Raw genomic sequence first — 12,268 nt, 5'->3', positions numbered from 1 at the left:
TCTCGCATTTTCGCCGCCAAGCCCGTATCAACGGTGGGTCTTTCCCCACCAGGATCTGGAACGCTGCCCGCGTAGCATCGTGACGCATCGCACGACCACCTCACCGGAGACCGCATGTCCGACACCCACACCATCCGCCTGCACCGCGTGCTGCGCGCCCCGCCCGAGCGCGTGTTCCGCGCCTTCACCCAGGCCGATGCCTTTGCGCGCTGGCTGCCGCCGTTCGGGTTCACGGCGCAGGTGTTCGAGCTGGATGTGCGCGTGGGCGGGCGCTGGCGCATGGCGTTCACCAACTTTTCGTCCGGGGGCAGCCACAGCTTTGGTGGCACCTACCGGGTGGTGGAGCCGGGCAGCAAGCTCAGCTACACGAGCGCCTTCGACGACCCGAACCTGCCCGGGGAGATGGTGACCACGGTGACGCTGGAGGCGGTGTCCTGCGGCACGTCGGCGACGTTCGAGCAGTCGGGCATCCCGGCGATGATTCCGCCGGAGATGTGTTACCTGGGCTGGCAGGAGTCGCTGCTGCAGCTGGCTCAGTTGGTGGAGCCGGACATTCCGGGCTGAACGGCAGGCGCTGACGCCGCGCCCGCAGGCGGCGCGATCTCCCAGGTCTCGCCGTGCGCGAGCAGGCGGAAGTCGGACTCGGCGACGCCCTGGCTGCGGCGGGCGGCGTCGAGCGCGGCAATCGGCGCATCCAGTGGCTCGTCGGCCATCACGAAGCTGCCCCAGTGGATGCCCAGCGCGCGGCGGGCACCGAGGTCACGGAAGAGTTGCACCGCCTCGGCCGGGTCGACGTGCTGCGCGCGCATGAACCAGCGCGGCTCGTAGGCGCCCACCGGGATCAGCGCCAGGTCGAGCGCCGGGAAGCGCTGGCCGATCTGGCGGAAGTCGCGGCCGTCGCCGTAGCCGGTGTCGCCCGCGAAGTAGACGCTCTGGCCGCCGGCCTGCAGCACCCAGCCGCCCCAATGGCTGGCGTTGCGATCGAACAGGCCGCGTGCGCTCCAGTGCACCGCCGGCACGCCGGTGACCTGCACGCCGGGCGCCGCCTCGCGCACCGGGCGCGTCTCCCACCAAGCCTGGCTGCGCACGTTGGCAATGCCCCGATCGCGGAACCAGGCGTCCAGCCCCCGCGGCACGATGAACAGCGGCGCGCCGCCGGCCTGGCGCTGCAGGCCGAGCACGCTGGCCTCGTCGAGGTGGTCGTAGTGGTTGTGCGAGATCAGCACCACGTCGATGTGCGGCAGCGCCGCCAGCGCGAAGGGCAGCGGGGTGCGGCGCTCCGGCCCGACCCAGCTGAAGGGGCTGGCGCGGGGCGAGAACATCGGGTCGGTCAGCACGTTCAGCCCGCCGATGCGCAGCAGCACCGTCGCGTGGCCCACCCAGGTGGCGGAGAGCTCGCCCGGGCGCGCCGGCGCGGTGGCACGCGGCTCCTGGCGCACGGGCAGCGCCACCGGGCGGTCGGCGGCGCTGCGGTCGCGCGTCCACTGCCAGCGCAGCAGGTCGGCCAGCGGCTTTTCAGACGGCCGGCCGTCGCTGTTGGTGTAGCGCGGCGAATCGGCGCAGCCGCTGACCGCCAGCGCCAGTGACAGCGCCAGGAAGAGGCTGGCAATGGCGCCCGCCCTGTGTGTCAAACCCCAGCTCATGCCCGCCCCCACGCCAGCCAGCCCCAGACCACCACGAGCGTGGCCAGCGTCACCGGCACGCCGATGCGCGCATGGTCGCGCCAGTCGATGGCGATGCCGTTCTTCTCCGCCCCGTCCACCACGATCAGGTTGGCGATCGAGCCGACCAGCAGCAGGTTGCCGGCGAAGGTGCTGGCCAGCGCCAGCAGCACGCCGGCCTGATCCACCGCCGGCGTGCCGGGCCCGCCGGAAGAACCCAGGTGCGGCAGCAGCAGCATCACCGCCGGCACGTTGGACACCAGGTTGGACAGCGTCACGCCCACCACCAGCAGCGGGCCCGGCTCGGCCAGGTGCACCCCCTGCCCGGCCAGCCAGGCGACGGCCTGGGCCGCCACGCCGGTGGTCTCGACCGCGTGGTTGACCACGAACAGGCCGATGAAGAGCAGCAGCAGCTGCCAGTCGACGAAGCCCATCACGTGCGCCGAGTGCAGCCGGCGACTGAGCAGCAGCACGCCGGCGCCGACCAGCGCGGCCACGTCGCGCGGCCAGTCGGTGAAGAGGAAGACGGCCATCAGCGCGGCGGCCACCGTCAGGCCCTTGGCGGTCTGGAAGGCGTCGAAGTCGTGCTCGTCGTCGGCCACTTCCGTGCGCGGCGCGGGGTCCGGCGCCCGCGAGCCCGGGCCGTAGGCCAGCCAGAGCCAGAGCAGCGCCAGGCTGATCGCCACCGGCGGCAGCGCGCTGCGCAGGTAGGCGCCGAAGTCGAGCTTCAGCAGCGAGCCGATCAGCATGTTCTGCGGGTTGCCGATCAGCGTGGCCGCCGAGCCGATGTTGGCCGCGCAGGCCAGCCCGACCAGGAAGGGCAGCGGCGCCAGCCCGCGCCGCAGGCACAGGTGCGCCACCACCGGCGTCATCGCCAGGCAGATGATGTCGTTGGAGAAGATGGCCGACAGCACCCCCGCGGTGGCGATCAGCGCCGCCAGCAGGCCGCGGCGCGACAGCGGCAGCTCACCCACGCGCCGCGTCACCTCGGTGTAGAAGCCGCCCAGGCGCATCTGCGCCGAGACGACCATGAAGGCGAACAGCAGCACGATGGTGGGCAGGTCCACCGCGCGCGCGGCCTCCTCCACCGGGTGGCCGGCGAGCGCGATCATGGTGATGGCACCCAGCACCGCCACCCCCGTGCGGTCGAGCCGGAAGTGCGGCAGCCCGCCCAGGAACATGCCGAGGTAGACGGTGCCGAAGACGGCGAGGATGGCCCAGTCCTGCGGGTCATGGCCGAGGAGCTGGAGCTGGACGAGGTCGGGCGGAATCATCGCCGTGGATGTTAGGGGCTGGGCCGGCCAGGGGCCCGGGCAAGGATCGGGGCGGGGTTCCAGCCGGCCGCCTTGATCCAGATCGCGCCGCGGGACGATTTTCGGGGTCAACACCTATGGATGGAATTGGTTACATCGCATACCCTATTGGGTATCAGATCGACTCGCCGATCCAGTCCACCCCGTTCTTCGCTCACTCCTCCTGGGGAGCCGCCCATGTCCCGCATCGTCATCCTGGGGGCCGGCATTTCCGGCCACACCGTCGCCCGCTACCTCAACCAGTGGGTCGGCAAGCAGCATGAGATCGTCGTGGTGTCGCCCAATGCGCGCTGGAACTGGATCCCGTCGAACATCTGGGTCGGCGTCGGCCAGATGACCGAGGAGCAGGTCACCTTCGACCTCGCCGAGGTCTACAAGAAGACCAGCGTCGACTTCCGCCAGGCCAAGGGCGTGTCGATCCACCCGGAAGGGGACACCAGCGATGCGCGCCCCTTCGTCACGGTGGAATACACCCTGCCCGCCAAGGCTGGCCAGCAGGAGCGCATCGCCTACGACTACCTGGTCAATGCCACCGGGCCGAAACTGAACTTCGGCGCCACCGAGGGGCTGGGGCCTGACCACGGCCACACCGTGTCGGTGTGTACCGCCTCGCACGCGCTGGAGGCCAACCACCAGCTGCAGCAGCAGGTCGAGGCAATGAAGCGCGGCGAGCAGCGCACCTTCGTGATCGGTACCGGTCACGGCACCTGCACCTGCCAGGGCGCCGCCTTCGAATACATCTACAACGTCGACCACGTGCTGCGCGAGGCCGGCGTGCGCGACCAGGCCCGCATCGTCTGGATCAGCAACGAGTACGAGCTGGGCGACTTCGGCATGGGCGGCGTGCACATCGAGCGCGGCGGCTACATCACCAACGGCAAGACCTTTGCCGAGTCGCTGATGGTCGAGCGCGACATCGAGTGGATCGTGCGCGCCCACGTCAAGAAGGTCGAGGCCGGCAAGATCCACTACGAGACGCTGGACGGCAGCTTCCACGAGCTGCCCTTCGACTTCTCGATGCTCATCCCGCCGTTCGCCGGCGTCGGCCTGAAGGCCTACGACCGGGGCGGCGAGGACATCACCGCCAAGGTCTTCGCGCCCAGCGGCTTCATGAAGGTGGATGCGGACTACACCCCGCGCCCCTACGCCCAGTGGAGCGCCGACGACTGGCCCCGGACCTACCAGTCACCGGTGTATCGCAACCTCTTCGCGGTCGGCATCGCCTTTGCGCCGCCGCACCTCATCAGCAAGCCGATGCAGAGCACCAACGGCACACCAATCAACCCGGCCCCGCCGCGCACCGGCATGCCCTCGGCCGCGATGGCGATCGCCGTGGCCAAGAGCCTGCGCGACATGCTCGCCGGTGCCGAGAAGCCCACCCACCAGGCCTCGATGGCCCGCATGGGCGCGGCCTGCGTGGCCTCCACTGGCTCGCACCTGCTGCGCGGCACGGCGGCGACGATGACCGTGTTCCCGGTGGTGCCGGACTACCGCACCTACCCCGAGTACGGCCGCGACCTGCACCTGACCTTCGGCGAGATCGGCCTGGCCGGGCACTGGATGAAGTCGCTGCTGCACTACACCTTCATCTACCAGGCCAAGATGAAGCCGGGCTGGCAGTTGCTGCCCGATTGATGGCGTCGGACGAACCAATCGGATCGCCGCAAACCACCCATCCTCCGGAGCAACCCCATGTCCACCACCGCACAACCCGCGAACAAAGAGCCCTACCAGCAGGCCTACTACCCGCCCAAGCCCACGGGCCTGACCCGCTACCTGCGCACCAGCCTGCTCTGGCAGATCCCGCGCTTCTTCATCATCAACCTGAAGATGATCAAGCTGATGGCGAAGTCGCACACGGATTCGCAGCGTTGAGGGTGTCGCCGCTGGCTGTAGCCGCCGACTGCCCCTCTCAAATCGACCGGAACATCGGGCTGCGCACGGACGGCGCGTCCGCCGCCGAGAGGAACTTCTCGAGCAAGAGTGGAAGGTTTCGCCGAGGTATTTCTCCTCCCGGTAGCAGATTTCCGTCGGATCGCCCGGCTCGGTGAAGAGCACCGGCCACTGGCAGACCTGGCACAGCTGAGGCAGCGTGCCCTTGGCAAGGGGCTTGCCCTCGGCGGCCGTGCGCGCCCACTGCACGTAGGCCATGTCCCGAGTGATTCAACGGGCCACGCCGCGTCTTCGCCTGCGCCAGTGGCAGGCGCGCGACAAGCCGGCGTTTGCCCGGCGGAACGCCGACCCCGACGTGATGCGGTACTTTCCAGGCCTCCAGACGCGGGAGCAGAGCGACCGCAGCATCGCCGCCTGGGCCGCCGAACTGGAGGAGTGCGGCTGGAGCGACTGGGCGGTCGAGCAGGTGTGCGATGGCGGCTTCGTCGGCTTTGTCGGGCTCACCATACCCAGGCGTGCACTGCCGTTCATGCCCTGTGTGGAATGCCCTGTGTGGAAATCGGGTACCGGCTGGCCAGGCAGCACTGGGGCAAGGGCCCGGCCACGGAGGCTTGACGCGAGGTGCTTCGGTTCGGGTTCGAGCAGCAGGGTCTGCCGGAGGTGGTCTCCTCCACGGCCAAGCTGAACCTGCCGTCGCAGGCGGTCATGCAGCGCCTTGGCATGCGCGCCACGCATGAGGACTTTGACCACCCGGCGCTTCCCGAGGGGAGCCCGCTGAGATCGCATTGCCTGTACCGGTTGATTCGTGCGCATTGGGCCGCAGGTGGCGCGGAGATCGCCCCGGGAGAGGACGCACTGAGTCGATGACGGGCATGGCATGCCTCACGTCGCCGCCCGATGGGGCCCGCGTCACGCCAGCTCCTGAAGGAATCCACACCAGATCGCCTGCACAAGGGCGACCTGTTTGGCCGCCGTCATTGAGCGTACGCAATGACGATTGCCCGCCGCGGACGCAGATTCAGCAGCGCGAGCAAGACGCCGCGAAAGGAGTTGGCTATGTACGCGAGGATGGTGGCGATGCCGGGTCGGCCCGACAAGATGGACGAGGCCCAGAAAATCTTCAATGAGTCCGTGATTCCCGTCGCGAGGCAGCAGAAGGGATTCAGGGGCGCGTTCTTCCTGACCGACCCCGAGACGGGCAAGGGCGTGTCGCTGACGCTCTGGGACACCCCGGAGGACATGAAGGCCGGCGAGAGCAGCGGCTACCTGCAGGAGCAGATCGCGAAGTTCGGCCCACTGATGGCCGGACCGCCCACGCGCGAGGTCTTCCTGGTGGCGGCCCAGGCGTAGGCCGCCGGGGCGGGCGGTCCGCCCTTCACGTCGATCAGCGCGCCCAGCATCTCGTCCCCCGTCTGAAACACGCGCAGGTTGGCGAGGAAGGCGTTCTTGGCCTGGAGCTGGCTGACCATGTCGTCCTCCAGCGAGGGGCTCGACGTGGCAGCGGGTGTCGCCGGGCTGGCCGCATCGGCGGGACGTTGGGCGGCTTGGCGGGCGATGCGCCAGGCGGAGGTGTCCAGCGCATTCATTGCGGCGTTCATGCCGCCCAGGCTGACGGACGAGGTGGACATGGCGTGGGTTTCAGGGTCAGGGCCTACGTGCGTTCGGGCGGGCGGGCGGACGGCATGCCGTGCCTGGGGTTCGGCAGGCGGGCGGAGAACTTGAGCCCGCCGGGGTCTGGCCTGGCAGCGCGAGAAAAATCACCGCCGCGGTGCGAGACTGCGCGTTCCCCAACCCGACGCCCGGAGGCTCCCCATGCCCAGCCCCAAGAACACCATCTGTCTCTGGTACGACGGCACCGCCCTGGAGGCCGCGCAGTTCTACGCCGCCACCTTCCCCGACAGCGCCGTGGGCGCCGTGCTGCGTGCGCCTGGCGACTACCCCGCCGGGCAGGAGGGCAACATACTGACCGTCGAGTTCACCGTCATGGGCATCCCCTGCCTGGGGCTGAACGGCGGCCCGGCCTTCCCGCAGACCGAGGCGTTTTCCTTCCAGGTCGCCACCGACGACCAAGCCGAAACCGACCGGCTGTGGAACGCCATCATCGACCACGGCGGCCGGCCCAGCGCCTGCGGCTGGTGCAAGGACAAGTGGGGGCTGAACTGGCAGATCACCCCGCGCGTGCTGATGGAGGCGATCAGCGACCCGGACCGCGTGGCCGCCAAGCGGGCCTTCGATGCCATGATGGAAATGACGAAGATCGACATCGCCGCGATCGAGAAGGCTTGGCGGGGGTGAGATGAAGGACCCAACCGAACTCACCGCAAAGAGGCAGGGCGGTTGTGGGCATGGCGTCTTGAATGGCTGGAGTCGGCCATGAGCCCGCCTCCAGGCAAGTCACCTGACCTTGACCAGTCCACTTGGCAAGCCCCGCCGTTGCTGCCAGAGTGTCCTGATGGAATTGAATGCCCTGGGCCTGGATCGCTGGTTGGCGAATGCAGCCGGTGAGGCCGCTGAATCTTGTGGGCCGGGCCTGTCCATCGCCCGCGTCACCGCGGTGGACCGCGGGCGGTACCTGATCCGGGGTGAAGGTGGTGAGGTGCCGGCCGAGTTGACCGGCAAGTTCCTCCACCTGGCCGAATCCGCGGCCGAGTTGCCCTGTGTCGGCGACTGGGTGTGCGTGCATTGGCGCGATGCCGGCACGCAGGCCAGCATCCATCACCTGCTGCCCCGCCGGTCCTTCCTGCGGCGCAAGGCTGCGGGCCGGGACGTCGAGTTCCAGATGATCGCCGCCAACATCGACGTGGCGTTCATCGTGCAGGGCTGCCACTTCGATTTCAACGTCCGGCGGCTGGAGCGCTACCTGGTGATGGCACGGGATGGCCACATCGAGCCGGTGCTGCTGCTGACGAAGACGGACCTGGTCACCCCGGAGGCGCTGGATCAGCTGATCGGCCAGATCCGTGCCCTGGGGGTGGACGCCAGGATCGTCTGCATCAGCAACGTGACGGGCTCGGGCGTCGACCAGGTGCGCGAACTCATCGTGCCCGGCCGCACGTATTGCCTGCTCGGCTCGTCGGGCGTGGGCAAGACCACACTCATCAACCGCCTGCTGGGCGGGGATTCGTTGGAAACCCGCGAGGTCAGCCACACAGGCGAGGGGCGGCACACCACCACGCGGCGGCAGTTGATCGTGCTTGAACAGGGGGGGCTGTTGATCGACATGCCGGGCATGCGAGAGCTGGGGATGCTGGGCGCCCACGAGGGCATCGAGGCGGCCTTTGCCGACATAGCTTCATTGGCGCGCAGCTGCCGCTACCCGGATTGCCGCCACGGCAGCGAACCCGGCTGCGAGGTCCGTGCCGCCATCGAGCGCCGCGAGCTGAGCGAGGAGCACCTGCAGAACTACCTGAAGCTGCAGAAGGAATCCGACTTCAACGACCTGTCCCACCTGGACCGGCGCCGAAAGGACCGGGCGTTCGGCCGGTTCGTCCACAGCTACAAGAAACAGAGGGACGGGTAGGGCCAGGTTCGGGCCTGCCCGGCAGCAGCTTGGCCACCGCTCGCCAGTTGATCGGGCTGCCGCGCCGTTCGACTTCGTGAGTATGGCCAACGAAGGGCTCCCCCTTGTGGGGTGAGCAGTGCCGATGCGGTGCATCATTGAAGGCATGAAGGCTTGCCCCCAGGCCCTCCTGAGCTGTATTTGCGAAACCGCGATCGCGTGAAGACCTCCTTCGCTTCCTTGCCCACCCAGGCCGCCGTGACGGAAGAACCCTGGCCTCCAACCCCGCCGGTCCTGGGTGCGCACGAGCCGGTGGCCGCCGGCCGCGTGCCCTGGCCGCTCCTGGTCGGGTTCACGCTGGTGTTCCTGCTGTTCTGGCTGGCGCCCCCGCTGGAGGGGCTGAAGCAGAGCGCGCGCTTCTTCCCGGTCGCCCTCCACACGGTGATGGAGACGATGGCGATCGTGGTCGCCCTGCTGGTCTTTGCGGTGTGCTGGCACGCCCACGACACGCCGCGCGCCAGCGGGCTGACGGTGCTCGGCGCGGGTTTCCTGGCCGTGGGGCTGCTCGACCTGGCGCACATGCTGTCCTACAAGGGCATGCCGGACTTCGTGACGCCCGCGTCACCGGAGAAGGCGATCGACTTCTGGCTGATGGCCCGCTATGCCTCGGCGCTGACGCTGCTGGCGGTGGCACTGCGGCCCTGGCGGCAGCGGCTGGAGTCGATACCGCGCGGGGGGCTGCTGGCGCTGGTGCTGGGGGGCGTGGCGCTGGCCTGCCTGCTGCGGCTGCTGCACCCGGAGCTGTTCCCGCGCACCTTCATCGACGGGCAGGGGCTCACCGCGTTCAAGATCGCCAGCGAGTACGGCATCGTCGCACTGCTGCTGGTGCCGGCCGCGGTGTTCCTGCGCGACTGGCGCCGGGGCGCGGACTACGACGCCGGCTCGTTGTTCACCGCGGTGGTGATCACCATCCTTTGTGAGCTGTGCTTCACGCTGTACTCGAACGTCAACAGCCTGTTCAGCCTGCTGGGGCACACCTACAAGGTCATCGCCTATGCCTACCTGTACCGTGCGCTGGTGGTCGCTGGCGTGCAGGCGCCGTACGAGCAGCTGAACCGGGAGATCGGCATCCGGCGCGAGGCCGAGGAGCGCAGCGAGTTCCTGGCGTACCACGACGCACTGACGCGCCTGCCCAACCGCCGGCTCGCGGCCGACCGATTCCGGGGGGCTGCCGCACAGGGGCAACGCTCGGGCAGCCGCGTGGCGCTGCTGTTCATCGACCTCGACAACTTCAAGGCCATCAACGACTCGCTCGGGCACCTGTACGGCGACGTACTGCTGACGGCCACGGCCAGGCGGTTGGTCGAGTCGGTGCGCGGCATCGACACCGTCAGCCGCCAGGGGGGCGACGAGTTCCTGATCCTGCTCACCGACGTGGGCGACGCCGAGAGCCTGACGCCCCTGATCGAGCGGCTGCTGGAGCGCATCCAGGAGCCCTGCCGCCACGAGGGGCACGAGCTCATCAGCTGCGCGTCGATCGGCGTGGCGCTCTACCCCGACGACGGCGAGGACTTCGACACCCTGCTGAAGAAGGCCGACATGGCGATGTACCGCGCCAAGGGGGCCGGGCGGAACACCTTCCGCTTCTTCGACACGCACATGGACGCCGAGGTCGAGGAGCGCCTGCGCCTGCGCAACGGCCTGCACCGCGCGCTGGACGCCGGCACGCTGCTGCTGCACTACCAGCCCGTCGTGAACCTGGCCACCGGGGCGATGGAAGGTGTCGAGGCGCTGATCCGCTGGCGCGGCGAGGACGGGCAGTTCATCCCGCCAGCACGCTTCATCCCGGTGGCCGAGGAAAGCGGGCTGATCGTCTCCATCGGCGACTGGGTGCTGGGCGAGGCCTGCCGGCAGGCGGCCCGCTGGCATGCCGACGGGCACACGGGCATGAAGGTGGCCGTGAACCTGTCGGCCCTGCAGTTCCGCCGGGGCGACGTGGAGCGCAGCGTGGTGGAGGCGCTGCGCAAGTCGGGCCTGCCCGGCCATGCGTTGACGCTGGAGCTGACCGAATCGATCCTCATCAGCGACACCGAGCAGGTGCTCAGCGTGATCCGCAACCTCAAGCGGCTGGGCGTGCGGCTGGCGATCGACGACTTCGGCACGGGCTACTCCAGCCTGTCGTACCTGAAGCGGCTCGCCGTGGACACGCTGAAGATCGACCGCAGCTTCGTCGGCGACCTCGCCCGCGACCCGGACGACGCCGCCATCGTCGCCGCGGTGGTGACGATGGCGCACAGCCTGGGCCTGCTCACGGTGGCCGAGGGCGTCGAGGACGAAGAAACCCGCCGGCAGCTGCACGCCCTGGGCTGCGACCATGCGCAGGGCTACCACTTTGCCCGCCCGCTGCCAGCGGCCGAAATCACCCGGCTGCTTAGTGAAGCGGGATTGCCGCACGAGCCTGCCTTGGCAGGCTGAAGCCCAGCACCTCCGCCGGCACCACCGCCGCCCCCTCAGGGCTTGGCCAGCCCCAGCTGCTGCATGAAGTCCTGGTTGTCCCAGAACAGCCACTCGTGGTCGATGCGGCCCTTCGTCCAGTGGCCGATGGTGGCCATGCCGATCGCAAAACGCTTGCCCGTGGGCGGGATGCTGGAGCCATCGGGCAGCGGCATCGGGCGGGTGAAGGTCCCGGTCATCACGCCGGTCACCGACGTCCAGGCGCCCGAGCCGAAGCGGATCGGGTGGGTCTTGATCGCGATGTCCGGGGCGAAGACGAACATCGCCTTCAGGTCGTCGATGTGCCGGGCGATGCCGCGCGTCTCGTGCCCGTCCGGCCAGGTGACGACGATGTCCTCGGCGTGGCTCTCGTGCAGGCGGTCCCACTTCTGGTTGCTGAAGACGTCGAAGTCCAGCGTGTCGAAGGTCTTCAGGTGCTTCTCGACCTTCGGCGCCTGGCGCTCGGGCTTGGGCGCCGGGGTGGCCGGCTTCTCGGCCGTCGAGACGGGCGAAGCGGTGGTTTGGGCGAAGACGCTGCCGGCGGCGGCGAGCAGGGCCGCAGTAGCGACGGCCGTGCGCAGGGAGGAGACGGTGAAGTTCATGGTGATCGTGTCGGTGATGGGGTGCGGGTTCAGCCCTTGCGCAGCCAGGTCGGCGCGATGGCTGTGCCCAGCCCAGCGCCGTAGCCCAGGTAGATGTTCAGACCGGCCAGCGGCTCCAGGTAGCGCGCGTTCTTCAGGCCGCCCGCGTCCACCACGTGAAAGCCCAGGCCCTGCGCGATCGTGCGGGCCGCCTGCTTGGCGCGCTCGCTGTCGCTGGCCAGGAAGACCGGCACGCGCTGGCCGCCGCCAAAGTCCGGCCCCTCGGCCAGCACCTGGGCGAACACCGTGTTGAAGCCCTTGACCAGCTCGATGCCCGGCAGCGCCTGGGCGATCTGCTCGGCCGCCGAGGTGCTGTGCCCCAGCGTCAGGCCCATGTAGTCGGCCGTCAGCGGGTTGGTGATGTCGATCACCACCTTGCCCTGCAGGTCACCCAGGCCACGCAGCGCGGCCACGGCGTCGGCGTAGCCGGTGGCCAGCACGATCACCTCGGCGTCGCGGGCGGCCTCGGCCGGCGGCAGCGCCTGGGCGCCGACGTGGCGCTCGGCCACCTGCGCCGCCTTGGCGGCATCGCGGGCCGTGACCGTGACCCGGTGGCCAGCGCGCGTCAGTTGTTGAACGAAGGCTGCGCCCATGTTGCCGGCGCCGAGGACTGTGATGTTCATGAGGGTTCTCCGTGGGGTGGCAGCACTGCGCTGCCATGGAGAGCACTGTATTTGTCCCGACTCCGCAGATAAACTGGCCACCAATCAACTGTTTATCCCGATTTCAGGGATAACCACAGCCAATCAGACGTTCAAAGCCTCCTCA

12 protein-coding genes and 1 pseudogene are annotated in these 12,268 nt (G+C 69.1%); 8 read left to right on the top strand and 5 right to left on the bottom strand.

The genetic code is table 11. The annotated features are described in order from the left end of the window. Positions 1-114 precede the first annotated feature (114 nt). Positions 115-564 carry an SRPBCC family protein gene (locus NGK70_RS08970; RefSeq protein WP_251972902.1) on the top strand — a complete coding sequence of 150 codons (450 nt, stop codon included), beginning with the start codon at positions 115-117 and terminating at the stop codon, positions 562-564. Here the strand turns inward: NGK70_RS08970 and NGK70_RS08965 are convergent. Both NGK70_RS08965 and NGK70_RS08960 read right to left on the bottom strand, forming a co-directional pair. Continuing rightward, positions 534-1,631 carry an MBL fold metallo-hydrolase gene (locus NGK70_RS08965; RefSeq protein WP_251972901.1) on the bottom strand — a complete coding sequence of 366 codons (1,098 nt, stop codon included), beginning with the start codon at positions 1,629-1,631 and terminating at the stop codon, positions 534-536. The genes NGK70_RS08970 and NGK70_RS08965 overlap by 31 nt on opposite strands. 8 nt (positions 1,632-1,639) lie before the next feature. Further along, on the bottom strand, positions 1,640-2,935 hold the full coding sequence (locus NGK70_RS08960) for an ArsB/NhaD family transporter (RefSeq protein WP_251972900.1): 1,296 nt from the start codon (positions 2,933-2,935) through the stop codon (positions 1,640-1,642). A gap of 216 nt (positions 2,936-3,151) precedes the next feature. Between NGK70_RS08960 and NGK70_RS08955 the strand changes: the two genes are divergently transcribed. The 4 genes and pseudogenes from NGK70_RS08955 (at position 3,152) to NGK70_RS08940 (ending at position 6,217) form a co-directional block, all read left to right on the top strand. Beyond that, entirely contained in the window at positions 3,152-4,609 is a 1,458-nt protein-coding gene (locus NGK70_RS08955; protein WP_251972899.1) for an NAD(P)/FAD-dependent oxidoreductase, read from the top strand. Between the two features lie 57 nt (positions 4,610-4,666). Then, positions 4,667-4,849, top strand: coding sequence for a hypothetical protein (locus tag NGK70_RS08950; RefSeq protein WP_251972898.1), 183 nt, complete (start codon positions 4,667-4,669; stop codon positions 4,847-4,849). Positions 4,850-5,123: 274 nt separating this feature from the next. Next, positions 5,124-5,734, top strand: a pseudogene (locus tag NGK70_RS08945) (GNAT family N-acetyltransferase). Between the two features lie 189 nt (positions 5,735-5,923). After that, complete coding sequence (locus NGK70_RS08940) at positions 5,924-6,217, top strand: antibiotic biosynthesis monooxygenase family protein (protein WP_251972897.1); 294 nt, start codon at positions 5,924-5,926, stop codon at positions 6,215-6,217. Here NGK70_RS08940 and NGK70_RS08935 read toward each other — a convergent pair. After that, positions 6,130-6,495: a hypothetical protein gene (locus NGK70_RS08935; RefSeq protein ID WP_251972896.1), complete on the bottom strand. Its 366-nt coding sequence runs from the start codon at positions 6,493-6,495 to the stop codon at positions 6,130-6,132. The genes NGK70_RS08940 and NGK70_RS08935 overlap by 88 nt on opposite strands. 184 nt (positions 6,496-6,679) lie before the next feature. On the opposite strand from NGK70_RS08935, the gene NGK70_RS08930 reads away from it, so the two are divergent. From NGK70_RS08930 to NGK70_RS08920, 3 genes are all read left to right on the top strand, one after another. After that, positions 6,680-7,162: a VOC family protein gene (locus NGK70_RS08930; RefSeq protein ID WP_251972895.1), complete on the top strand. Its 483-nt coding sequence runs from the start codon at positions 6,680-6,682 to the stop codon at positions 7,160-7,162. 157 nt (positions 7,163-7,319) lie between these two features. Then, entirely contained in the window at positions 7,320-8,387 is a 1,068-nt protein-coding gene (gene rsgA, locus NGK70_RS08925) for a ribosome small subunit-dependent GTPase A (protein ID WP_251972894.1), read from the top strand. Positions 8,388-8,585: 198 nt separating this feature from the next. Next, complete coding sequence (locus NGK70_RS08920) at positions 8,586-10,841, top strand: putative bifunctional diguanylate cyclase/phosphodiesterase (RefSeq protein WP_251972893.1); 2,256 nt, start codon at positions 8,586-8,588, stop codon at positions 10,839-10,841. Positions 10,842-10,876: 35 nt separating this feature from the next. Here the strand turns inward: NGK70_RS08920 and NGK70_RS08915 are convergent, their stop codons facing one another. Next, complete coding sequence (locus tag NGK70_RS08915; RefSeq protein WP_251972892.1) at positions 10,877-11,461, bottom strand: ester cyclase; 585 nt, start codon at positions 11,459-11,461, stop codon at positions 10,877-10,879. 29 nt (positions 11,462-11,490) lie between these two features. Continuing rightward, positions 11,491-12,123, bottom strand: coding sequence for an NADPH-dependent F420 reductase (locus NGK70_RS08910; protein ID WP_251972891.1), 633 nt, complete (start codon positions 12,121-12,123; stop codon positions 11,491-11,493). Positions 12,124-12,268: the final 145 nt, after the last annotated feature.

The organism is Sphaerotilus microaerophilus (assembly GCF_023734135.1).
Lineage (GTDB): Bacteria > Pseudomonadota > Gammaproteobacteria > Burkholderiales > Burkholderiaceae_C > Sphaerotilus > Sphaerotilus microaerophilus.
The sequence above is the reverse complement of the archived record's forward strand: the minus strand, read 5'-3'. Positions and strand labels throughout refer to the sequence as shown.